15 protein-coding genes are annotated in these 21,872 nt (G+C 53.5%); 14 read left to right on the top strand and 1 reads right to left on the bottom strand.

What is annotated here, in order from left to right:
* Positions 1 to 3 precede the first annotated feature (3 nt).
* From CVV65_RS10605 to CVV65_RS10540, 14 genes are all read left to right on the top strand, one after another.
* Positions 4 to 252, top strand: a complete 249-nt coding sequence (locus tag CVV65_RS10605; protein ID WP_100668100.1) for a hypothetical protein — start codon at positions 4 to 6, stop codon at positions 250 to 252.
* A 37-nt stretch (positions 253 to 289) separates the two neighbouring features.
* A complete protein-coding gene (locus tag CVV65_RS10600; RefSeq protein ID WP_100668099.1) occupies positions 290 to 2,158 on the top strand; it encodes a XylR N-terminal domain-containing protein in 1,869 nt (622 codons plus the stop codon).
* Between the two features lie 30 nt (positions 2,159 to 2,188).
* Positions 2,189 to 3,220 (top strand): NADH:ubiquinone reductase (Na(+)-transporting) subunit F, encoded by a 1,032-nt coding sequence (locus CVV65_RS10595; protein WP_100668098.1) that lies wholly within the window; start codon positions 2,189 to 2,191, stop codon positions 3,218 to 3,220.
* A 184-nt stretch (positions 3,221 to 3,404) separates the two neighbouring features.
* Entirely contained in the window at positions 3,405 to 5,255 is a 1,851-nt protein-coding gene (pabB, locus tag CVV65_RS10590; protein WP_232796781.1) for an aminodeoxychorismate synthase component I, read from the top strand.
* A gap of 65 nt (positions 5,256 to 5,320) precedes the next feature.
* Positions 5,321 to 5,620: a hypothetical protein gene (locus tag CVV65_RS10585; protein ID WP_100668096.1), complete on the top strand. Its 300-nt coding sequence runs from the start codon at positions 5,321 to 5,323 to the stop codon at positions 5,618 to 5,620.
* Between the two features lie 3 nt (positions 5,621 to 5,623).
* The gene (locus tag CVV65_RS10580; protein WP_100668095.1) at positions 5,624 to 5,845 is read left to right on the top strand and encodes a hypothetical protein; all 222 of its coding nucleotides are present in this window, start codon (positions 5,624 to 5,626) and stop codon (positions 5,843 to 5,845) included.
* A gap of 279 nt (positions 5,846 to 6,124) precedes the next feature.
* Positions 6,125 to 8,098, top strand: a complete 1,974-nt coding sequence (locus tag CVV65_RS10575) for a sigma-54-dependent Fis family transcriptional regulator (RefSeq protein WP_100668094.1) — start codon at positions 6,125 to 6,127, stop codon at positions 8,096 to 8,098.
* Between the two features lie 227 nt (positions 8,099 to 8,325).
* A complete protein-coding gene (locus CVV65_RS10570) occupies positions 8,326 to 10,473 on the top strand; it encodes a hydantoinase/oxoprolinase family protein (RefSeq protein ID WP_013075146.1) in 2,148 nt (715 codons plus the stop codon).
* Between the two features lie 52 nt (positions 10,474 to 10,525).
* The gene (locus CVV65_RS10565; RefSeq protein WP_100668093.1) at positions 10,526 to 12,763 is read left to right on the top strand and encodes a hydantoinase B/oxoprolinase family protein; all 2,238 of its coding nucleotides are present in this window, start codon (positions 10,526 to 10,528) and stop codon (positions 12,761 to 12,763) included.
* A 65-nt stretch (positions 12,764 to 12,828) separates the two neighbouring features.
* Complete coding sequence (locus CVV65_RS10560) at positions 12,829 to 13,326, top strand: acetone carboxylase subunit gamma (RefSeq protein WP_100668092.1); 498 nt, start codon at positions 12,829 to 12,831, stop codon at positions 13,324 to 13,326.
* 128 nt (positions 13,327 to 13,454) lie between these two features.
* Positions 13,455 to 15,419 carry an acetoacetate--CoA ligase gene (locus CVV65_RS10555; protein ID WP_100668091.1) on the top strand — a complete coding sequence of 655 codons (1,965 nt, stop codon included), beginning with the start codon at positions 13,455 to 13,457 and terminating at the stop codon, positions 15,417 to 15,419.
* A gap of 28 nt (positions 15,420 to 15,447) precedes the next feature.
* A complete protein-coding gene (locus tag CVV65_RS10550) occupies positions 15,448 to 17,397 on the top strand; it encodes a sigma-54-dependent Fis family transcriptional regulator (protein WP_133121283.1) in 1,950 nt (649 codons plus the stop codon).
* Between the two features lie 186 nt (positions 17,398 to 17,583).
* The gene (locus CVV65_RS10545; protein WP_100668089.1) at positions 17,584 to 19,791 is read left to right on the top strand and encodes a hydantoinase B/oxoprolinase family protein; all 2,208 of its coding nucleotides are present in this window, start codon (positions 17,584 to 17,586) and stop codon (positions 19,789 to 19,791) included.
* 40 nt (positions 19,792 to 19,831) lie between these two features.
* A complete protein-coding gene (locus tag CVV65_RS10540; RefSeq protein ID WP_100668088.1) occupies positions 19,832 to 20,845 on the top strand; it encodes a hydantoinase/oxoprolinase N-terminal domain-containing protein in 1,014 nt (337 codons plus the stop codon).
* Between the two features lie 257 nt (positions 20,846 to 21,102).
* On the opposite strand, the gene istB is transcribed toward CVV65_RS10540, so the two are convergent.
* Positions 21,103 to 21,861: an IS21-like element helper ATPase IstB gene (gene istB / locus CVV65_RS10535; protein ID WP_100666831.1), complete on the bottom strand. Its 759-nt coding sequence runs from the start codon at positions 21,859 to 21,861 to the stop codon at positions 21,103 to 21,105.
* Positions 21,862 to 21,872: the final 11 nt, after the last annotated feature.

Raw genomic sequence — 21,872 nt, 5'->3', positions numbered from 1 at the left:
GTGATGTGGATTGTGTGGGTGAGAGTTCCGTCGGATGATCGGTTTATTACCCATATGGGCCTGACCGTGGAACCCACGGCGACGGGGGAACAGGTGATTCGCCAGGTGGCAGGGATGTGGGGGCTGGACGAGAAGGGATCGTATCGCTTGGTGAGGCTCCGTCCCGACGGTTCCGAGGATATCTCTCCAGGTCAGACTTTGCTGGAGAGCGGGGTGCGGGACGGCGACCCGCTGGACCTCTTGGTTCCTTAGACGCGTTGTCTAATTCTGGGGGTGAGGCGGTGTGAAGATGAAGGCCCAGTCTCTGGTGTTTGAACACGTGATCGACATTCATCCGCGGACCGGACAGATCACGATGAACGGCCGCCGTATGGCGTTGATGTCCACCGAAGCGTTGGGAATTTTGCGCCGGGACTTGGTCAGTACCCTGGGAATGGACCGGGCAAAGGGGTTTCTCATGCGCTACGGCTGGTCCTGCGGACGAAACGATGCCCGAGCCATACGCAGCCTGTTTGAATGGGAGTCTTTTGAGGAGCTGATTTTGGCTGGGCCGGCTCTTCACACCCTGGAAGGAGTGGTGACCGTCGAACCCGGGGAGATGCGGGTGGATTCGACTATCGGTGAGGTGTATTTTACTGGAGAATGGCGCCATTCCTTTGAAGCCGAGGAACACGTCAGGCACTTTGGCGTCGACGAAGAGCCGGTCTGTTGGAGCTTGGCGGGTTATGCCAGCGGATATTTGACAGAGTTGTTCGACCGTCCGGTGGTGACCTATGAACGAGAATGCCGAGGAAAAGGGGATGCGCGTTGCATTTATGTGGCCAAGACGGTGGATGAGGCCGACGAAGTCCAGATGCGGGATCTCCGGTATTACCAGGCGGAATCCCTGGCTACGGAATTGGACGAGGCTCATCGTAGAATTCGCGCGTTAAACGAGACATTGATGCGTTCGGTGGAACTCCACAAGCAATTGAGCAATCTGGTCATGGAAGGGAAAAGTCTCCGCCAAATTGTAGAGACGATGGCTGGGGCATTCGGCCGCAGTGTGGTGGTGGAGACAAAATCCAGGCGGGTTTTGGCGGCCAGCTTTGTGTGTCCTGAGCATGAGGACACGTACCGGCGCTGGAAGCCGGGAGAACGAGGTGCGGCGATGGACTCTGGCAAAACGGGACGAGAGAGCTGGACTGTTGACGGCGTTTCGGTGGAGGCGTGTCGGATCACAGCCAACCATGTTCACCTGGGCACCCTGTGTATGTTGGGGAATCCTCCTCTTTCTCATGAAGATGAGATGCTGATGGAACGAGCTGTCAACGTCTGCACGTTGCAAATGTTTTATGAACAGCTATTGACTGAGTCCACATACCAGATGCGAGGCGACTTCTTAGAGGAGATCGTCCGGGGGCGCTATGACGCGGAAACCCTTCGGCGACGGGCCCGCATTCTGGACCTCGACCCGGATACGCCCAGGCGGTTGTTGGCCATCAAGGTTTTGCCCCGGGAGCAATTGGAAGACGTTCGGGACGCATTGCGGGGAGCCTGTCGCGGTGACATCATCTCCCGGAATGGCTATCTGTTCGTTTTTCTCCCGGAGGCCGCCCATGTGCAGGGTGAAGCGGGAATCGGCGATTTTCTCGATAACCTGGTCCGGTTCGTAGAAACGAGGTTCAAGGCGGTTCGCGTGTATATCGGTTGCGGTCGAAGAGCGGAGACGATTACCGATCTGGGAAGAAGCTACCAGGACGCCATCCGGATCGTCGATTTTTTGGAGCTTTCCAGTCCGGGGGAAAGTCGGTTCGGCCTGTACGATCATTTGGCCCCGCTAATGTTTTTACTCCGGGTGGCGGAGCAGGAGGAGGTGTTGGAGTTCTACCAACGGGTGTTGGGTGCCTTGGTGGAATATGACAGGGGTCATCAAGGGGATTTGGTGCAGACATTGCATTCTTACCTGGAGATGACCGGGAATCTCCGCCGGGTGGCCGAGGCGATGCACGTCTCGGTCACGGGCTTAAGGTATCGACTTTCGAAAATCGAAGAAATCTGCGGTGTTGACTTGGATGACGGGACGACGCGATTCAATCTGCAGCTCGCTTTACAAATTCATTATGCCCTTCATATGAGGCGCCGGGATTTCTCGGGTGGCCCGGGTACTCCTCAATGAACGCATCGGAGAAAGATGGAGGGATGATCCATGGCGCCAACCAAGGAGAGCGTGTCGACGTACCAATTGCGGTTTGAGCCGAGCGGACGGGAGGTCTCGTGCAAAGAAGGGCAAACTCTCCTGGACGCCGCCATTAGGGCCGGGTTGAATATTCCCTATGGGTGCCGGCACGGGAATTGTTCGGCTTGCAAGGCCAAGGTCCTGGAAGGGGATTACACGTCAATGGACCGGGTTTCGGAGTTTGCCTTGATGGGATTCGAACGGGATCAGGGCTATGTTTTGCTTTGCAGTACCCTGCCGGAAAGCGATTTGGTGGTGGAGATCGAGGAAGAAGATGAAGAGCCCGGTGTACGTTTGTTCACTGTGTATGATTTTTCTGCTGTTGTGGTGGAAAATGAGGCGATGACCCAGGATATCCATCGCCTCCGCCTGCGCTTGGAAAATCCTGTGGATATCCCCTATGCCGCCGGGCAGTTTTTCGAGTTTGAGATTCCGGAGATCGAGGATACCCGAGCTTATTCGGTGGCGGCACCCCACCGGCCTGGAGAAGGGTTGGAATTCCACGTCCGAAGGGTCCCGGGCGGTCGCGGATCCGGGTACATGACCGCACTGCGTCCCGGGGATCGGGTGACGGGATCGGGACCGTACGGCAAAATGCAGCTTCGGGATCGAAGCAAAGACTTGCTTTTTGTCGCCGGGGGATCCGGGATGGCGCCCATCAAAAGCTTGTTGGAGGAATTGTACAGCGAGCCGGTGGATCGGCAGGTGTGGTTTTTCTACGGCGCCCGAATGGCCCGGGATCTCTATCTGGTGGACCAGTGGCGCCGATGGGAGGAGGAGCGGGCGGGGTTTCACTTTGTCCCGGCGCTCTCCGAACCAGGGCCTGATGAACCCTGGAATGGAGAACGGGGATTTATCGCCGATGTCCTCGCCCGGTACTTTAGCCGATTTGACGGGATGGACGCTTACCTGTGCGGACCGCCGGCGTTGATTCAGACGACGTTAAAGGTCCTCTACCAAGGTGGCCTTCGGAGCTCGAACATTTACTACGATGAGTTTTGACCCAGTGGACGCGGACGAGCTCCCCGGCAGACGGGAGGGCTTTTTTGCGGCTTTTTGTTGAGCCATCCGGGGGCATTCCCAACCAGCCGTCCGATCCGGCGGAGTGCAGACTATCGTTGTTGATGGATGGACGCGAACCCTTCATTGCCGGTACAATGGGGCTGGGGAGGGCGAGAAATTGGAAATGAATCCAAATGTGTCATCACCGTATGTGTTGCTTGATTTTGTCGACGACCGCGGCCGTTGCCGGCGGTTGTTTTTTTCCGATCCGGCCGAGGTGATTGTGGCCGCCCGGCCCGAGGAGGTCCTGCCGGCCCTCGGGAAAGTGCAACGGGCGGTGCGGGAAGGTCATTGGGTTGCGGGATTGGTTTCCTACGAGGCGGCTTCCGGATTGGATCCGGCTCTGAAAGTACGTGGTGGACATCAATTGCCCCTCGTGTGGTTTGGGGTGTTCGACAGACCTCCTTCGGCACCGGATCGGTCGGGTGTCGTGGGCGAACCTTTTCAGTTGTCTAACTGGAGACTTTCTCTTGCTCGGGAGGCATACGACGAGCGGATCCGACGCATCCGTCGGGCGATCGCCGAAGGGGATACATATCAGATCAATTTCACGATGCGGCTGCGGGCGTTTTTTGAAGGTGACGAGAGGATGCTGTACGAAACACTGCTGAAAAAACACCCAGTGCCCTACGCGGCCTGCCTATGCTTAGGGCGGTTTCGCGTCCTGTCGATGTCGCCGGAGCTGTTCTTTCGGGTTGTAGATCGACGAATCGTCACCCGGCCGATGAAGGGGACGGCGAAGAGAGGACGTTGGCCGGAGGAGGACGAACGTCAACATGACTGGCTGGCGGGTTCGGAGAAGAACCGGGCCGAAAATGTGATGATTGTTGACCTGTTGCGCAATGACCTGGCACGGATCGCCAGGACCGGTTCGGTGCGGGTGTCCCGTCTCTTCGAGATCGAACGGTATCGGACCGTCTTCCAGATGACCTCGACGATTACCGCTGATTTGCGGGACGGTGTTGGGCTTCCGGAGATTTTTGCTTCCCTGTTTCCTTCCGGTTCGGTCACAGGGACTCCGAAGGTGAGTGCAATGCGGATCATCGCCGATCTGGAAGAGGAGCCGAGGGAGGCTTATTGCGGGACCGTCGGCTTTGTGAATCCGCAAGGAGAGGCGGTTTTTAATGTGGCGATTCGGACCCTGATCATCGACGGACACAACAGGACGGCCGTTTACGGAGCCGGGGGCGGGGTGACATGGGATTCAGGCAGCAGAGAGGAATACGAGGAGGCCTTGGCCAAAGCGGCTTTTCTCGTTAAACCGCCCGCAGATTTTGCGTTGTTGGAAACGATGCGGCTGGAAAACGGGAGGTATGTGCTGTTGGAGCGGCATCTGGACCGCCTCTTCCGGTCAGCCGACTATTTCGACATGCTCGTGGATCGAAGTGAAATTGTCCGGGCGCTGGAACACCATGCACGGCTTCACCCGGGCGAGACTCGCCGGGTGCGGCTGTTATCGGGGCAGAACGGCGCCATTCATGTGGAGAGCACTCCTCTCTCCGCTTTGTCGGCGGGGCCGGCCACGTTTGCCGTGCGGCCGGCCGGCCCGGGGAAGGTTCGTGGGGGTGGAGTCGGAAGGGAGGGGAACGGCTCCATCGCCGCCCCCCTGCCGGTGGCCGTCGCTAAGAAACCAGTTTCCAGCGGGAATTCTTTTTTGTTCCACAAGACGACCCACAGGTCGTTCTATGAAGAACACCGGGAACCGTTTCCCGACGTGCTCGATGTCTTATTGTGGAATGAGAAAAGGGAGATCACGGAATTTACCAACGGCAACGTGGTTTTGGAGGTTGACGGTCGGAAATGCACACCGCCCGTGTCCAGCGGTTTGTTGCCGGGCACCTTTCGGGCGGAGCTGCTGGACCAGGGAGAGATTGTCGAAGAGTGTCTAACTCTGGATGATCTGGTGCGGGCGCAACGGATATGGTTCATCAACAGCGTGCGGGGCTGGGTGCCTGTTCATCTGATAGGCTATTGAGGCAGCTATCCTTGGTATTAGGGCAAAACTACAATGGGAGTGGCCATGGTTAGAAGACCGTGCACATGATGGTTTCGCAAAGGCTCCAAAACCAGATCTTCAGCGAGGGCGCGGGGCCGGACGTGAAGATTATTCCGATCGAGTCTGTGGACAAGGAGGTCATTATGGATCCGGAATACTTCGAGGAACTGCTTCGGTATAAAGAGGTCGTCGAGCAGGTGATGGACGAGGAAATGGTCCGGCTGGCCGCAGAGCGCAAGGACGATGCAGCGGATATTCCGTTGGATCGCGTGATTGGAGATAATTTCGGCTTCGATGAGATCAAGGCCGAAATGGACAGGATTGGGGTGGACGACGAGGAATGAGCCGTGGACTGGGACCGTTTCGACGAAATGCTCGGGCAATGCGGTGTTCGGGGTCGGTCCACGAAGGCTGCGGCCGGCCGGGAACGGGATTCCGCCCACCGGGAACTGGCGCGACTGGTAAAAATCAAGAGCAAATCGGCCAATTTGGGCCTGGCGATGGCATTGGGAAGGGTGCGGGAGAAGCGGCAAGAACGCATGAGGAGCTTGGTTCGCAGCGTGTCCTAAACGGAACGCGATCGTAGAAGGCGGAGCTCCTGGGCCAGGTAACCAAGAACCTGACCGTGGTTCAGCATGGCCTGAACAACCCAACCTGGGGAAAAGGGAAAAAGGGAAAAAGGGACATCGAAAAAGGCTCAATGCGAAGTATACTTAACATGTGCGTATTATTGGGAGTAGAATGATTATATTCCCTGGTTTACTTATCGTCTATAATGTTAGTGAATAACGGGTTTGGTTGTAAAGGACTCGCTGTAGGAGTACCCGTTCACCAGGAGGAGGGGCAACATGCAGCAGTACAGTTTTGCCATCTCTTCTATCCACCAGTTTACGTCTCGAAAGCACGACTTGTATCACCAATGGGAGAAGATGTGTAATCATGAAGAAGTCAGTACGATTCGCCAGGAAATTAATTCATCCTGGAAAAGGTGTTTATCGAAACGGGTGGATCCACTCCGTCAGCAAGCTCCTGTTGTGTTCACTGAAGCCACGCTGAAACAAAAAAAGGAAGAAAAATTGGAGCTTTTGCGTCTGGTGGAACCGTATATGGATCAGTTGTATGAGCAATTGGCTGCCGAGGACATATTGGTCATGTTGTCGGATTCAAATGGCGTTATTCTTGAAGGGAAAGCCACAGCCAGGGGCTGGTCCATGGTGGAGAAGCTTCATTTTTACCCAGGTGCTGACTGGTCAGAATCGGGAGCGGGAACGAATGCCGTGGGTACTGCGGTGGCTGAGAGAAAACCGGTTCAAGTGTTTGGTGCCGAGCATTTTTGTCAAGGATGGCATACATGGGTGTGTTCTGCAGCCCCGATTTTTGATCCTGTAACGGACGAGTTGTTAGGTGTGCTAGATATATCCGGTACCATGGACCGTGTGCAGGCTCACAGTTTGCCTGCGGTTGTCCATCAAGTGGACAGGATTCGTCAGGATCTGAGCAGTGCGTTTATGACTCGAGACGTCCCCACCTGGCGTGCGATATCTGACGCATTGGACCAGCCATTAGCCATATTTGACACAAAGTTGAGGGTGGTTCGGCTAAATGAACGGGCAAGAACTGTCCTCGGACTTCGCGCTGGGTGTACGATTCAAGATTTATTTACAGAAGACAATGCGTCCAGTCTCGATTCGCTGCACTGGAATACTCCTACACCCGTGACGTTTCGTTCGCTGAAACCCGGAACATGGGTGGCGACCCTTTATCCCTATCATGTTGCTAACCGGCTTCTCGGTGGTCTGATCGTGTTTTATCCCATAAAAGTATCGAATAATTCGACTCGGTCGCCGAGCGCGTCGTTTCATATATCAACTATAATTACCCAAAATAATGAAATGATTCGCCTGATCGAAAAGGCGGGAAAGGCCGCCAGATCCGATATGAACGTACTGTTGGTCGGGGAGACGGGCGTAGGTAAAGAGATTTTCGCCCGTTCCATTCATGAATCCGGCCCACGAGGTCGCGAACCGTTTGTGGCTGTGAATTGTGGCGCGATTCCTCGAGACCTTCTTGCCAGTGAGTTGTTCGGTTACGAGCCGGGCGCCTTTACTGGAGCGACAGCCAAGGGGAGACCCGGCAAATTCGTCGCGGCGGACGGTGGAACGATTTTTCTGGACGAAATCGGCGAGTTGCCGTTAGAGGCCCAGGTCTATCTTCTCCGGGTGCTGGAGGAACGGGCCGTGGTGCCTGTTGGAGGCACTGAACCTCGACCTATCGATGTGCGGATTATCGCTGCAACGAACCGAGATCTAGAGGAAGAGATTCAGCGGGGGCGATTTCGGGCGGATTTATATTACAGGCTCAATGTGTTGCGTTTTCGCATTCCCCCTTTGCGAGAGCGTAAAGAAGATATCCCTCTTCTCGTGCGTCACTTCCTGTTAAAATGTGACGACACGGGGATACCATGGGTTGTCGAAGACGCCGCCATGGACTGTCTCATGCGACACAGTTGGCCGGGGAACGTCAGGCAATTAAAAAACGTTGTCGCGCAGGCCGTATTCAATGCGGAGGATCATCGGATTCGACTTGAGGATCTACCTCCTGAGCTTGTGCATTCCGCCGATGGAACCACCACTGGATTGACAAAGGATAACAATGAGAGCGCACCCGTTTCCCGATTCAATTATCGCAAGGTTGTAAACCGGGAAGTTCTTGAGCACGCGTTAAAAATGACGGACGGCAATGTGAGCCGGGCTGCTCGGTTGCTGGGGGTTTCTCGGATGACGGTTTACAGGAAGGCAAAACAGTACAATTTGTCGACGTAGATGTAACAGGAGTGTCACAGTGGTATCTGTGACACTCCTGTTACATGATAATGTTACATGCAATGTATCGAGAAGAACAAATATGTCGGGGAATCCAGCGATTTCTCCAATGGGCCTCTTGTTGGCACGAGAATTGCTCTCTCCAATCTGAACAGAAGAGGGCGAAAGAGATTCAGGAGATTGTTCGCCTTCTTTAAACAGAAAATCGTGATTGGAGGAAGGAATGTATGGCCGTTGCAGCAGGGCCCAAACCCAGAATTCTCGCCATCGATGCCGGCGGAACCATGACCGATACCATATTGGTCAATGAAAAGGGGGAATTTGTGGTCGGCAAGGCACAGTCGACGCCTGAGGACGAATCTGTCGGATTTGTCAATTCGTTGAGAGATGCCCTCCATTATTGGAATGTACCCCTGGAAGAAGGGGTTCCACACCTCGTCTCGGGCATCTATTCCGGGACGGCCATGCTGAACCGCCTGTTGGAGCGTAAAGGACTGAAATTGGGTCTCCTTGTTACGGCGGGTTTTGAAGATTATCTCCGCATCGAACGCGGCATCCAGACCTATCTGGGGTATTCCTATTCGGACCGTCTGCACCTTGTGACCCACGTCCATAATACCCCCTTGGTCCCTCGGGATCGGATTTATGGCATTCGTGGTCGGATCGACATCTTTGGTGCGGAGCAGATTCCCCTGTACGAGAACGAAGTTCAACAAGCCATCCGGGAACTTCTACAAAAGAATGTGCAAGGTATATGTATAAATTTCCTACACTCTTATGCCAATCCCGCGCATGAAGAAAAAGCCAAGGCGATTGCGCAAAAGGTGATGGAAGAGTTCGGCGTCCATGTGCCGTTGTTCCTGTCTTCGGAACTCTATCCCGTTTCCCAAGACTTTGCCAGACTTAATACGGTCTTGGTCGAAGCCTACGCCGCGGAACCCTCTCGAGGCCAGTTTCAGCGAATTACCCAGAAACTACGCGATCTTGGATCGAAGTTTGAACTTCGGGTGATGGCCTCTCACGGGGGCACCATTTCTACAGAGGCCAAAGAACTGGCTCGGACCTTGGTGTCGGGTCCCATCGGCGGCGTAGTCGGAGCTCAGTATTTATCTAAGCAACTCGGCTTTGATAACGTCGTGTGTTCGGATATCGGCGGCACAAGTTTTGACTTAGCCCTCATCACAGGAGGTCAATTTGCGATTCGGACGCAACCCAATATGGCGCGATTTGTTCTCAAGCTGCCACTGGTTGAAATCGACTCCGTGGGAGCGGGAACCGGTTCCTTTGTACGGCTCACACCGAGTTCAAAACGGATCGAGATCGGGCCCGACAGTGCCGGCTATCGCATTGGCGTCTCGAATCCGGACAGCGGCGTAACCACGGTGACGATTAATGATTGCAACGTGGTTCTTGGTTATCTGAATGCCGATAATTTTCTGGGTGGCGATGTGAAACTCGACCGGCAACGCGCTTACGAGGCGATACAAGAGCAAATCGCGGCTCCGCTTGGCTTGGACGTATATGCGGCGGCAGAAGGCATTGTTTCCCTCTTTCAGGATCATCTGCGTAATGAAGTGATCTCCCGGGTTCTTGGGAAAGGCTACGCGCCAGAGAATTATCGGCTACTTTCCTATGGTGGAGGCGGTCCTGTGCATGTGGCCGGTTATACGGCCGGATTAAACTTTCAAGATATTCTCGTCCCGTCTTGGGCGGCCGGGTTTTCGGCTTACGGTTGCGCGTGTGCCGAGTTCGAATACCGCGCGGATAAGACGGTGCAGGTGGCCGTCGCTCATGCTCAGGCCGATTTCGGTGCATTTGCTTCCGCCATTAATACAGCATGGAGCGAACTGAAAGAACGGGTAATCGGTGAATTTGCGAAAAGTGGAATCGCCCAGCGGGACATCGAATTTCGCCATCATGTCCGGGTCCAGTATGTGGGCCAACTGAATGACGTTGAGATCCAAGTCCCATTTGAACGAATTGAAAGCTCAGAACAGGTGCAAACGATTATCGACCGGTTTGAGGAAGCATATTCAAAAATGTATTCTCGTTCCGCCCGGTCTCCGGAGCTGGGATACCTGGTTACGACGGCCATTATTACTGGGGTTGCCCCCAGTGAAAAACCGAGTTTGCCTGAAGAACCTGTTAGTAGGGAGCAGCCGGAGGCAGACGATGTCGAGACGAGGCCCGTATATTACAAAGGTGCTTGGACAACTGCCAATGTGTACAAGATGGAGAAATTGAAAGCCGGGAACCGAATTCAGGGATTTTCCGTGATCGAATCGCCGAATACCACGTTTGTCGTGCCGACAGGTTACGAGGCGATACTGGATACCCATCGAATTTTTCACTTGAAACCACCTGTGAGTCATTAACAGTCCCTGTGCCGGGATATTTCAAGTTAAACACAAGGAGGAGAAAAAGATTATGGGCGAAGGGTTGAAGCCGTCCACAGCCGTCCATCCACAGGTCGCAATCGGTTGGGGTGGAAAAACACTCAAGGAGATGCTCGAAGAGTCGGAGCGCGTGTTTAAGGAAACAGGAAGGTACGCAGGACTGGATCGGCTTTCATTGCGCGAGGAGGATCCTATTCGATATGAGCGCATCTTCTCACTGCTGCGAGGTGGGCTCGTCAATGCCCGAGAAACAGCATTGAACATCTCAGCGTCTCCGATTGTGAAAGAGATTGGCGAACTTTGTTTCGCGTTATATACACCGGAAGGCGATTCGATTGCGCTCTCCACGGGCATTATCGTTCATGTCCACACCATGAGTGACGCAATTAAATTCATGATTCGAAACAATTGGGAAGTCAGCCCGGGAATTCGATCAGGTGATATTTTTTCCAATAATAATTCGATCATTGGAGACGTTCATACTGCTGATGTACACACCATTATTCCGATTTTCTGGGAAGGAGAAATTATCGGCTGGGCGGGTGGAGTGACCCACGAGATCGATGTGGGTGCGGTGACACCTGGGTCGATGGCGTTTGGACACGAAGACCGATATGGCGATGGGTTGTTGTTGTCCTGCGAAAAAGCGGGTGAAAATGATGAATTTTACCAGAGCTATCTAAAAAAAGTCAGCGACTCGGTGCGTGCTGAGATGTACTGGGTCTTGGATGAACGCACCCGCTTGGCTGGTTGCCACATGATTCGTGACCAAGTTTACCGGGTAATTCAGGAAGAAGGCATCGAGACCTATAAACGTTTTATTCGTGAAGTTATCGAAGAGGGACGGCGAAGCTTTAAGGAACGCGTGAAGGAAGTGACGTTCCCCGGTATCTATGAGTCGCCGAGATTTACGGATGTTCCGTGGAAAGACGATCCTACTGTCTCCCACAAAGCTCGAAGAGACACGCTCATGCATGCGCCATTAACGATACAAATCGGCGCAGACGGCGATTTTAACATGTCGTACGAAGGAGCGAACAAATGGGGTTATCACTCCTTTAACTGTGCGCCGTCACCCATGCAGGGTGCCTTATGGGTTCAAATGACACAAAGCTTGATTCCGAACGATAAGGTCAACGATGGAGCCTATCTGGCGACGTCGCTAAAGCTCCCTTATGGGTCATGGTGCAATCCAGATTATGAAAAAGTCTCCACCACCCTTTCGTGGCATTTCCTGATCCCGGCCTTTACAGGGTTGATTCGCAGCTTGGCCCGTGCTTATTACTCCCGGGGTTACCTTGAGGAAATCTCAGCGAGTTTCCCACTGACAGGTAATATCCTGCAGGGCGGCGGCAAGAATCATTATGGTGTCGAATCTGCGTTTACCAATTTCGAGATGTCATCCGAAGGCACCGGGGCGATGTACTTTAAGGACGGAGAAGATTCCACAGCCGCCATGTGGAACCCCGAAGGAGATATGGGTGAGGCGGAGACATGGGAATCACTGGAACCACTTCTATACCTCGGGAGGAGCTTGAAGCCGATGACTCCTGGTCCCGGAAAGTATCGGGGAGGGGCCGGAATCGAAAGTGTGCGGATGCTGTATCGTACCGATGAACAGACCTTGTTCAATGGACTTGCTGACGGCCATGTTTTTGGAAGCGCAGGCATTTTCGGAGGTTATCCGGGTAACGCGGGCTATCGGCACAGTTTACATGGTACGAACATGAAGGAAATCATCCAAAATCAACGGCCTTATCCGACCCGAGATGGTGACCCGGAACATTCGGAAGTGGATGAGGTGATCCGTGCGGAGGAAAACGTGTTTGACAAACACGCCACTGCCGGGCCCCAGATCTTTCGTGAATATGACATTTACGTGTCTGTCCATCGGGGCGGACCAGGACTCGGAGACGTTCTAGAACGGGATCCGCACTTGGTGGAGAAGGATCTGAACGAAGGGTATCTCCTGCCGAGATATGCGGAGTCGATTTACGGGGTTGTTGCGGAACAGTCAGCCGATGGGACATGGAAGGCTGATCTGGAAAAGACGGCTGCCCGCAGGGAACAGATGAGGAAGGAACGCCTGGCTCGAGCCATACCGGCCGAAGCATTTCTTGAGCGCGAACGAGATCGCATCTTGCACCGGGATTTTATTGAACCGGTTCTGGAAATGTATCAGAGCTCGATGGACTTATCCCCGGAGTGGAGAGAGAAATTTTTGAAGTTCTGGGATTTGCCTGATGATTTCCGGATGGTCAACGGCTAAGAAACTTTTCTGATCGGTGACAGTCATGACGTGTGTAGATCTGAATTGAGGGGAGAGATGAAGCTGTGGCTCAATATGATCTGGAAACTCTGCGGCAACTCAAACGTGGTGAACTTCCTTTTCATTTGGTTCACGAAATGCAGTCGAGCCATAAGGATTCCGATCGATTTTTTAAAATGTTGGCCATTGCCCAAGAATCGGTACCTTGGGACGACCGGATTTTATTGCCTTACGCAGAACATCTCTACATTGTGGAAAAGCCGGACAAGAGCCGGGTTGTCAAGTGTGACTGCGGCCATGAGTTCGGTGATTATCGCCGGAATTGGAAACTACGTGCCTTGGTCTACGTCCGGGACACCGAGGAAAAGATTAACGAGATCTACCCGAATATGCTGGGATGTGACCCCGAGTGGATGCACCTAAGGGAGTATATTTGCCCCGGATGCGGCACGCTTCTTGAAGTGGAAGCTGTGCCACCCGGTTATCCGGTAGTCTTTGATTTCCAACCGGATATCGATACGTTTTATGAAAAGTGGTTAAAGAAACCCCTGAACCGTGAATAAACAAGTGATCGAGGAGCAAGCCTCCTGCAGTGAGTGTTGCTGCAGGAGGTGCCTCCTTTGGTCTATAATGTTTATCAAACCCATATCTCCGCGCCAGCGAAAAGGATGCATGTGAAGGAGGCTCTCTCATGATTTCAGAAGGGGAAATTTTATGGGAACCGTCTACATATTTAAAACAAACCTCTGGAATGTCACAATATATGCATTGGTTGGAGAGAGAAAAGGGTTTAGTATTTCCCGATTTTTTATCATTGTGGCGTTGGTCTGTGGACGATCTCGAGTCGTTTTGGGCGTCGATATGGGAGTATTTTCAAATACAGAGCCCGACCCCCTATACACGGGTGATGGAAGGCCATGAGATGCCTGGGGTTCGGTGGTTCCCCGGCGCTCGTGTCAACTTTGCTCAGCATGTATTCCGGGGAAGGCCAGGCGATCGACCGGCCTTGTTATTCCAGTCTGAGCATCGCCCCCTTACCATCGTGAGCTGGGACGAACTGTCCCGGTCCGTGGCCTCGGTGGCCGCTCATCTTCGGGAATACGGCGTCCGGCCGGGGGATCGAGTGGTGGCCTATATGCCGAACCTCCCGGAGACCGTGATTGCTTTTTTGGCCGCTGCGAGCATCGGCGCTGTCTGGTCGAGTTGTTCTCCCGATTTCGGTGCTGTGACGGTAGTGGATCGCTTCAAACAGATCGAACCAAAGGTGCTCTTTGCGGTGGATGGGTACCAGTATGGTGGAAAAGTCTATGATCGAACCGAAGTAGTACAGGATCTGCAGCGATCTCTGCCCACATTGGACAAGACGGTGTTCGTGCCCTACATTGGGTTGGACGGGGGCGGGGTGGAGAACGCGGTGATGTGGAACGATATTGTTCGGACACCGGCCGAACTGCATTTTGAACCTGTAGAATTCGAACACCCGTTGTGGGTGTTGTATTCTTCGGGTACAACGGGTCACCCCAAGGGAATTGTTCACGGCCACGGAAATATTGTCTTGGAGCTCCTCAAAGTCCACCAACTGCATTTTGACGTTCAGCCAGGGGATCGCTTTTTCTGGTTTACCACTACTGGATGGATGATGTGGAATTTCACCGTGGGCGCCCTCTTATCTGGGGCCACCATTCTTCTCTACGATGGTCATCCCGGCTATCCCAATCTCGATGTATTGTGGGAATTTGCGGAAAAGACGGGGATGACATCATTTGGAACAAGCGCGGGCTATATTCAGAGCTGCCTGAAAGCGGGGCTTGAACCGGGTAAGGATCACGACCTTTCAAAGCTGCGGGCGATCGGATCGACGGGGTCGCCGCTGACCATTGACGGTTTTGAATGGGTGTATCAAAAGGTTAAAAAGGACATTTGGTTGGCTCCCGGGAGTGGAGGGACAGACGTCTGTACACCCTTTGTCGGTCCCTGTCCGCTCTTGCCCGTCAAGGCAGGTCTTATGCAGGGACCCATGCTCGGCGTGAAGGCGGAAGCCTACGACGACAACGGTCAACCAATCATCGGTGAAGTAGGAGAACTGGTGATCACGCGTCCCATGCCTTCCATGCCTTTATACTTCTGGAATGATCCAGAGATGAGCCGGTATCGGGAAAGTTACTTCGAAATGTATCCGGGTGTATGGCGACATGGGGATTGGATCAAATTCTATGCGGACGGCAGTTGTGTGATCTATGGACGGTCGGATTCCACGATCAACCGTCATGGAGTTCGGATGGGGACAAGCGAGATTTACCGAGCCGTAGAAGGGTTGGACGAGATTGCTGACAGTTTGGTGGTAGACTTGGAACTACTGGGTCGACCTTCGTTTCTGTCTTTGTTTGTTGTGTTAAAGCCGGGGGTTGTGATGACGGATCAATTGAAAGCAGCCATTCGAAAGCGGATTCGGGAGACGGTTTCGCCCCGCCACGTGCCGGACGAAGTGTACGTGATCGATGAAGTGCCTCGAACACTGAATGGAAAAAAGATGGAAGTTCCAATTCGCAAAATCCTGTTGGGTTACTCTTTGGAGAGAGCCGTCAACCCTGATTCGATGAGTAATCCCCAATCCCTTGAGTTCTTTATAGAACTGGCGAAACAGTTAAACACCTAAGAGGTCACAATCCGAGGTGGTGATCGCCGTGAATACACCGTTTTCAGATCACCAATTGTCAATTGTGCAGACGGGTGAACAAGTGAATCGATGGGAAGCGTGGGTTAAAGACGGCATTCTTGATCCACAGCTGCGTAAACCGATTAAATCATCTTGGGAGAGGTGTAAAAGCATGGGGGTCGCTTTCAGCACAGATGCGGCCCCTATCCGCATGAAACGCGCCGAAGTTCAGCATATTTCGTCCTTTTACCGGGAAATGATCGAGGTTGCGTTACCGATAATGAGGTACGTTCAGCGGGAGCATGGTTCCGATCAGGCGGTGGTCACGTTGAGTGACCACACGGGGCTGCTACTGCAAGTCACGGTTGATAACGATGACTTACTGAAACATGTGAAACATCGACACTTTTTTGAAGGTGCCGATTGGAGCGAGAGTGGAGCGGGCACGAACGCCGTCGGGACGGCTGTCATCGAAAAACACCCTGTTCGAGTCATTGGTGCGGAACATTATTGTGCAGGTTGGCATGAATGGGCGTGTTTGGCGGTTCCGATTTTCGAGCCTTTAACGGGGACCCTGTTGGGTGTTCTCGACATTACAAGCCGACGTCAGTGGTATGAAACTCACAATCTTCCACTCATTCAATGGGCTGCGAATCGAATCGGGCAAGATTTACACAAGAATGCGATTTCTGACGCCTTTTTTGGCCTTGTTCAAGAGTTGGATAAGCCTGCGTTTTTATTGAACCGGCACTTGTATGTGACGTGGGCAAACGCCCAGGCGATGGCTGCAGGGATACGTTCGGGCGAACCATTGCCCGTTGTGGACGGTCCTCCGGCATTGCTCACCGGGCAAGATCATGGGACATACGTACAAGAATTTAGATTGGGGGAGGGGGATGTACGGACGCTGTTAAAGGTGATTCCGTACCGATTATGGGGACTGGATTTGGGTGTGTTGTGTCTCATGATGCCAACATCCGGCGGAAAATCTACGGCAAAATCATCTTCGAAGAGCAAGGCGATGTCCCCGGTCGATTGGACAACCCATTACACGATGGACTCTATAATAGGGAGAACTCCTGTCATACTCGAGGCGAAACGACTTGCCCACAAGGCGGCGAATCTTTTGGCTCCGGTGTTTCTGGCGGGGGAATCAGGCACAGGGAAAGAGCTTTTTGCTCATGCGATCCACGCTTCGGGACCTCGTCGTTCCGGTCCTTTTGTAGCTGTCAATTGTGGGACTCTCCAACGAGAATTGGCGGCGAGTGAGCTGTTTGGTTATGAGGAAGGGGCGTTTACGGGCGCAAAAAAGCACGGTCAACGAGGGAAATTCCTTTTGGCAGACAAAGGGACCATTTTTCTGGACGAAATCGCTGATTTGCCGACCGATTGCCAAAGTCTATTGTTGCGCGTGCTGGAGGAAAGGCGAGTAGTTCCCGTTGGTGGAACGCGCCCCATTCACGTAGATGTTCGGGTGATCACTGCTACCCACAAGAACCTGGACCAGGAAGTGCAGAGTGGTCGATTCCGAAAAGACTTATTCTATCGTCTGTCAGCTTTATGGATCCGCTTACCCTCATTGCGGGAACGTTCCGAAGATATCCCACTTCTCGTGGATACGTTTCTACGGCAATTTGCCAAAGAGATTGGGAAGATCTCCGTCCGACTTTCTCCTGAAGCGATGCAACGTCTGACCGAACATTCCTGGCCAGGGAACATTCGAGAATTGAAAAATGTTCTCCAACGGGCTGTGTTCTTGTGCGATGGCAATGTGATTGAGCCGCGGCACATTTGTCTGGCCGGGCCCTTTGAAAATGCACCGTCCGTGGATACGGCCAAAAAACGCAGAAGCATCCACCGCTCTCTGGTTGAACAGGCTTTACGAGAGAGCGGTGGAAATGTGACTGAAGCAGCCCAAACCCTGGGAATTTCCCGAGCAACAATGTACAGGAAAATGAAACTATTCAATTTAATCTAGAGGTTTGGGGTATACACGCTCAGCCTCATTGTTGCAAAGCGACAGTGTGAGACAGTGAGACATAAACTGAGACGTTAACCATGCGCCGAGGGCGCTTTTTTCATGTCTTGTAATCGTTGGCACGATAGTTGCTTATCGTGTCTCTCGGAACAACAATTCATTGATCAGAACTAGGGAGGGGGAAAAATGGCATTTTCGGTTGGCGCGTTTACTCGAGTGAGTCTGAAACAGTTGGTGCAGGAAGTGGCTGAACGGACGCGGAACACGGGGCATTATGCCGGTCTCGTCGAATTAGAGTTGCGCGACAAGAATCCCTTTCGGTGGGAAGAAGCCATGACGAAACTGATTGCCTCGGCGGTGACCGCCCGGGAGGTGGCTGTTCACATTGCTGCATCGCCGCTCACGCGGAGTCTTGGTGAGACGTGTTTTGCTCTCTTTACCGCGGACGGGGATGCGGTGGCGTTATCGACCGGCATTATTGTCCATGTTCACACCATGAGTGAAGACATTAAGCAAATGATCGAGGCGGGCTACGAGGAGTTTCCCGGGATACGCGAAGGCGACATTTACTCCAATAATGACCCAGCTCTCGGTAATGTGCACACGACAGACATTCATACCTTGGTACCGATTTTCTATCAGGGCGAGTTGGTGGGCTGGGCGGGCGGGGTGACGCATCAAGTCGATATTGGAGGCGTAACCCCGGGCCACGACATTGTTGCGGCCACGTCTCGCTATGAAGACGGGCTGTACATGACCAATGAGAAAATCGGGGAACAGGGAAAATTGCTGCCGCACTATCTGTTGCGATCAAGGCAAGGGGTGCGAACCCCTCTATACTACGACCTGGATGAAAAAGCGCGCATTGCCGGGGCAGAAATGATCAAGCGCGCGGTGATTCAATTTATCGACGAGTACGGATTGGATTTCTATCTTCGTCTGTCCCGAGAAGTCATTGAGTTCTCTCGTCGGAATTTCCTGGCTCGAGTGAAAGAACGGTTGGTACCAGGACGATTTCGTGCAACCGCCTTTGTAGATACCCCTTTTTCCAAGGAGGCCTGGCAACCTCAAGCTCAGAGGGACACATTGCATCATTTGCCGTTAGAAGTGGTGGTCAAGGCGGACGGAACATTGCGGCTTGACTTTGAGGGTAACAGCGGTTACGGCCCGTGGGCGTGGAACACTGCGTTGGCTTCCGTCCTTGGGGCATTGTGGGTCGTTCTTTCGCAGATGCTCGGGTACAGTGAAGTGGTTAATGAGGGATACAATTTGGCCCTTGAGACCTATCGTCCACCGCGCACATGGCTTAACAACAATGAAGTGTACGATTTATCCAGACAAACGCCTTGGTACCTGACAATTCCGATTTACACAGGGTTATATCGCTCGCTTCAACGAGGATTTTTGAGTCGCGGCTACGTGGAAGAAGGGGCGTCCGGGTACGGGATGACCGCGGATCCAACCCAAGGGGGAATGGTACTGAGCGGTGCGACAGGGGAACCCAAAGGGGTCTATGCACCGATCACGACCTTTGAAATTTCCGCCGTCGGGATGGGGGCAAACGCAACCAGGGACGGCATTGACCACGGTTATGCCATGTGGAACCCCGAGTCGGACATGGGGGATGTGGAGGAGTGGGAGCGGTTGCAAATGGGACTGCGTTACCTTTCCCGCCGCATCAAACCGAACAGTGCCGGCTACGGGCGTCGAAGAGGGGGCGCCGGTTTTGAAACGATGGGTTTGTTCTACGGGGTCGCCGGGGCTCAAGCTTTCAGCTTAAACCAGGGCATGGTGTTTACCAATGCAGGGAACTGCGGTGGCTATCCTGCGTTCGCATCCTATACGTTACACGTGAAAAAAACGGATATTGAGCAGTTGTGGCGGAACCATCAACCTTATCCCCAAGGGGACGACCCAGATTCCCCTGAGGTGAACAAACTCCCTTCTGCAGAGGTCACCCGATTGCCGTACGGCACCTACTACCCTCGACCGTTTGATCAGGGCGACTTGATCTACATGAAATATAACGGTGGCCCGGGATATGGAGATCCGTTGGAGCGTCCGATTGAGCTGTGCGAAAGGGATCTGAATGACGGGATCTACACGGAACGCATCATGGAAAGCGTTTACGGCATTGTAGCATCACGGGATATACATGGAGGATTTGTCGTCGATCGAAAAAAGTCCGAAGCGAAACGGGCGGAGATCCGTCGAAATCGGCGTGAACGTTCGGTGGATTTTGCCGAATTTTATCATCGAGAACGAAACCGCGTCCTCAACGGGGAGCTCACCCCGGTTGTGCGTGCTATGTATGCGGAGTTGGCGGATGTAGGGCCAAGATGGTGGGAGGAATATCGTGCAGTGTGGCAGTTGCCGGAGGAATTTACCTTATAATATCTGGTTCAAGCCATTCTTCTCGAAAGGAGGAAGTTGTATGACCCAACGTCAAACGCGAATCTTGGCCATTGACACCGGTGGCACGATGACCGACACGATACTGATCGATACCAATGGCCAGTTTGTGGTGGGTAAAGCGCAAACCACCCCTGACGCGGTTTCCAAAGGGATCATGGAGTCTTTAAAAGATGCGGCGGGCCAGTGGGATATAAACCTTCAAGAGGCCGTGTCGGGATTAGAATTGGTCGTATACACCGGAACGTTAATGCTGAACCGTGTGGTGAGCCGGACCGGTATGGCACCTTTGGGGGTTTTGACCAGTTCCGGCTTTGAAGATACACTACGGTTTGGCCGGGCGCGACAGTCTTGGCATCATTTGTCCCTCCCAGAACGACTGCATGCGGTGTCCCACTTTCATCCGGATCCTCTCGTAAGCCGAGATTTTATCAAAGGGGTGCGGGAGCGGGTCCTCCCAACGGGTCAAGTGATGATCCCCCTCTATGAAGAGGATGTGCGTGAGGCAACCTTGGACCTTTTGGATCGGGGCGCTAGAGCGATTATCATCTGCTATTTGAATTCTTTCGTCAATCCGTCTCACGAAATCCGTACCGCGGAAATCGTCGGCGACATACTGAAGGAGCGGGGGATGCAGATCCCAGTGTTTCTCTCTCACCGGGTACACCCGATCTTGGGGGAGGCGGGAAGGCTGAACGCTGTGGTGATTCAGGTTTACGCGGCGGAACCGTCCCGGGATCAGTTGAGAGATCTTGAGGGTACGTTCAGGGATCAAGGCAGCCATGCTGGAGTACGGCTACTGACTAACTATGGCACCACGGTTTCCACTGCTTACGATCAACTGATTCATACCGTGAATTCGGGCCCGACGGGCGGCATCATCGGGGCCCAGTTTCTCGGGAGCGTTTATGGTCTCAAGTACCTAATTGCGACGGATGTAGGCGGGACGACTTTCGACGTCGGAGCGGTGATCAATGGACAGATTGTACTTCGGGATGTTGATCGTCAAGTAGAATTGACCCCGGTTTGGCACTGAATTTTGACCCCCCTCAGAAAACGGAAGTCATTGCTTGCCATGTCGTGTCGTCACTCAGGGTTCATCGTCGTCGGCCGTTGTCCCAACGGGCCGAGTGTATCGGCCCTGGCCGCTCCGTCAAGGGACGCTTCGCTCGCCCAAGGGCGCCCTTGACCTCGCGGCTGCGGGCCGATGGGGGGCCCTTAGGGGACAACGGCCACGTGTGCGTGTCGCACACGCACGGACAACATGGGGTACCAAGTCCGCCGGGCTGGTGATTAGGCGGAGGCATCGGCCTTGAGCTTGTCCTTCATCCGGTAACTGTGACCCTGAATGTGAAAAATGTGACTGTGATGCACCAGACGATCAATGATGGCGGCAGAAGCAATTGTATCGCCAAACACCTTGTCCCACTCGTCAAAAGGCATGTTGGTCGTCAGGATGATTGATCCCGTCTCATAGCGCTTGCTGACGAGCTGGAAAAAGAGGTTCGCCCGTTGCTTGTCCATGGGCATGTAGCCCAACTCGTCGATGATCAGCAGGTGGTAGCGGCTCAGCGACGCCAGCTTTTGGGGCGTGGAACGATCCGCTAAACTGGCATACAAGAGATCCGCCAGTTCAGAGGCGGTGAAAAACGCGACCCGGAGTCTGGCCGTGCACGCTTTGACCCCAAGGGCAATCGCTAAGTGCGTTTTTCCAACCCCTGGAGGACCTAGGAAAATAACGTTTTCTTTTCGGTGGATAAAGCCGAGTTCTCCCAATTCCCGAATCTCCGCGGCATGGAGCGAAGGTTGAAACGAGAAATCGAACTCCTCCAATGTACAGATCCGCGGGAATCGCGCCAGATGAATCTTCGTGGCAATGGACCGGTTGGTCTTCTGCAACACTTCCGCTTCCACGAGCCGCGTGAGAAAAGCTTGGTAAGTCAGCTTCATTTTCACCGCGTTCTCAATTTCCCGTTCCACCACCTCCCGCATATACGGCAGTTGGAGCGTTTTGAGATGTTGTTTCAGGGTCTCCATCGCATCTTCGGTCACGGGAACTCCCC

Source organism: Kyrpidia spormannii, from assembly GCF_002804065.1.
Classification (GTDB): Bacteria; Bacillota; Bacilli; order Kyrpidiales; family Kyrpidiaceae; genus Kyrpidia; species Kyrpidia spormannii.
Note: the sequence above shows the minus strand (reverse complement) of the source record. Positions and strands in the feature narration are given on the sequence as shown.